The following is a 2,505-nucleotide window of genomic DNA, read 5'->3' as shown; positions in this document are numbered from 1 at the left end:
CGCTGATGAGCGTTTTGGCGAGGTTGTGGGTCAGGACACGGTCGCGGGCGAGGCGTGCAGGGTCTATCGCATCGAGGACGAAAACCTGCCGGATGGTGCAGCGCTGGGCTGCATGACCGATGACAATATCATCCTGCGCGTCGCCGATACCGCCAACACACCCATGATGGAAGCGGTCAGCTTTTCACGCCGCTCGCAGGACCCTGCGCTCTTCACCGTGCCTGAGGGCTATCAGGTGATGGACATGTCGGGGCAATAGGCTTCCGGCGGTCAGTGAAAGTCCCGGCTTTTGGGAATGACGCGCACATCGCGCGGGTGGCGCGCGTGCGAGCTGTCACCGGCAAGGCTCTGGCGGGGCGGCGGTCCGCGCCGGGGCATGATGGGCCTTCGCACCTCGTCGGCGGCAGCCATGGCGCCATCAAGCGCGCTGCGATGGGCATCCTCGCTCAGCAGGGTAAGGTCGCCTGACCGGTCCTCCAGCCTTTCCGCGATGATATGGGTGACATTGTCGCCGGTCTGCACCCGTCCCGTCACGGCGAGGATACGCGCGCCCATCACGACCGGGCGGAAGCGCTCGGCCACCTTCTTCCAGACGATCAGATTGGCAATGCCGGTCTCGTCCTCAATGGTGATGAAGAGCACGCCCTTGGCCGTGCCCGGCTTCTGACGCACCAGAACCAGCCCGCCCGTGCGCACCAGCCGGCCATTGCGCGCCTCGCACGCCTCGCGCGTCGTGAGAAAGCGGTCCGCCTGCCAGACCGGGCGCAGCAGCGCCATGGGGTGGGCTTTGAGCGAGAGGCGCAAGGTCTGGTAATCCTGCACGACATGTTCCGACAAAGGCATGTCCGGCAGGGCGGTGTGTTCCGGTCCGCCGCCATCTCCGGCCAGTGCCAGCAGCGGAGCAGGGGCCTCCAGGCCTTGCCCGCGAACCGCCCAGAGGGCGGCGCGCCGGTCCAGGCCCAGCGAGGTGAAGGCATCGGCGCTCGCCAGCTTTTCCAGCGTGGCACGCGGCAGGCCGGTGCGGGCGCGCAGGTCTGCGGGGCTCGCATAGCCGTTCCCGCGCAGCGCCGTGAGACGCATCATCTCAGCCTCTTTGAGACCATCAATCTGGCGCAGGCCGAGGCGCAGGGCGAAGCCGCCCCGGCTTGCCGGATCAGGCTCCAGCGTATTGTCCCAGCAGGAGTGGTTCACATCGGCCGGGCGGGTCACCACGCCATGCTCCCTTGCATCGCGCACGATCTGGGCCGGGGCGTAGAAGCCCATGGGCTGGGAGTTCAAAAGCGCGGCGGCAAAGACGTCCGGGTGGTGGCACTTGATCCAGGAGGAGACATAGACCAGCAGGGCGAAGGAGGCGGCATGGCTTTCGGGAAAGCCGTATTCGCCAAATCCCTTGATCTGGTCAAAGCAGCGCGCGGCAAACTCCGGCGCGTAGCCGCGCCGGATCATGCCCAGCACCATCTTTTCCTCGAACTTGCGGATGGTGCCGACGCGCCGGAAGGTCGCCATGGCCCGGCGCAGGCCATTGGCCTCGTCGGGCGTGAACTTGGCCGCATCGATGGCGATCTGCATGGCCTGTTCCTGAAAGAGCGGCACGCCGAGCGTGCGCCCCAGAATGCTCTGCAATTCGTCCTGTGGCCCGTGTTCGGGGGCGGGCGAGGGATAGGTGACGGCCTCTGCCGCCTTCCTGCGGCGCAGATAGGGATGGACCATGTCGCCCTGTATCGGGCCGGGGCGCACGATGGCTACCTGAATGACGAGATCATAGAAGCGGCGGGGCTTCAGGCGCGGCAGCATGTTCATCTGCGCGCGGCTTTCCACCTGGAAGACGCCCAGGCTGTCGGCCCGGCACAGCATGTCATAGGTATCGGTATCGTCAGGGGGGATGCTGGCCAGTGTATGGGTCAGGCCCTTGTGCTCTGCCAGCAGGTCAAACGCCTTGCGGATGCAGGTCAGCATGCCCAGCGCCAGCACATCCACCTTCATGATGCCCAGCGCGTCGATATCGTCCTTGTCCCATTCGATGAAGGTGCGGTCCGCCATGGCGGCATTGCCGATCGGCACGGTCTCGGTCAGCAGCCCGCGTGTCAGCACATAGCCGCCGACATGCTGGGAGAGGTGGCGCGGAAAGCCGATGAGCTGGCGGGTCAGGATGATGGCGCGGCGGATCATCGGGTTTTGCGGGTCCAGCCCGGCCTCGGCTATGTGCTTGTCCTCGATGGTACGCCCCCACGAGCCCCAGACCGTGCCCGCAAGCGCCGCCGATACGTCCTCTGTCAGGCCCAGCGCCTTGCACACCTCGCGCACGGCAGAGCGCGGGCGATAGGTGATGACGGTGGCGGTCAGGCCTGCGCGCTGGCGGCCATAGCGGGCATAGACGTATTGCATCACTTCTTCGCGCCGCTCGTGCTCGAAATCGACATCGATATCGGGCGGTTCGCGCCTTTCCCTTGAAAGGAAGCGCTCGAAGAGAAGGCTGCTGGTGGCCGGGTCGACAGAGGTGATGCC

2 protein-coding genes are annotated in these 2,505 nt (G+C 66.1%); one reads left to right on the top strand and one right to left on the bottom strand.

Annotated elements, in window-relative coordinates; genetic code table 11:
- On the top strand, positions 1 to 259 hold a 259-nt coding region (locus ACTS2Z_RS02215), incomplete at its 5' end, for a hypothetical protein (RefSeq protein WP_442571605.1).
- A gap of 11 nt (positions 260 to 270) precedes the next feature.
- Here ACTS2Z_RS02215 and ACTS2Z_RS02210 read toward each other — a convergent pair.
- Positions 271 to 2,505: error-prone DNA polymerase (locus ACTS2Z_RS02210; RefSeq protein WP_442571604.1), on the bottom strand; the 2,235-nt coding region annotated here is incomplete at its 5' end.

It is taken from the genome of Glycocaulis sp., from assembly GCF_052168375.1.
Lineage (GTDB): Bacteria > Pseudomonadota > Alphaproteobacteria > Caulobacterales > Maricaulaceae > Glycocaulis.
The sequence above is the reverse complement of the archived record's forward strand: the minus strand, read 5'-3'. Positions and strand labels throughout refer to the sequence as shown.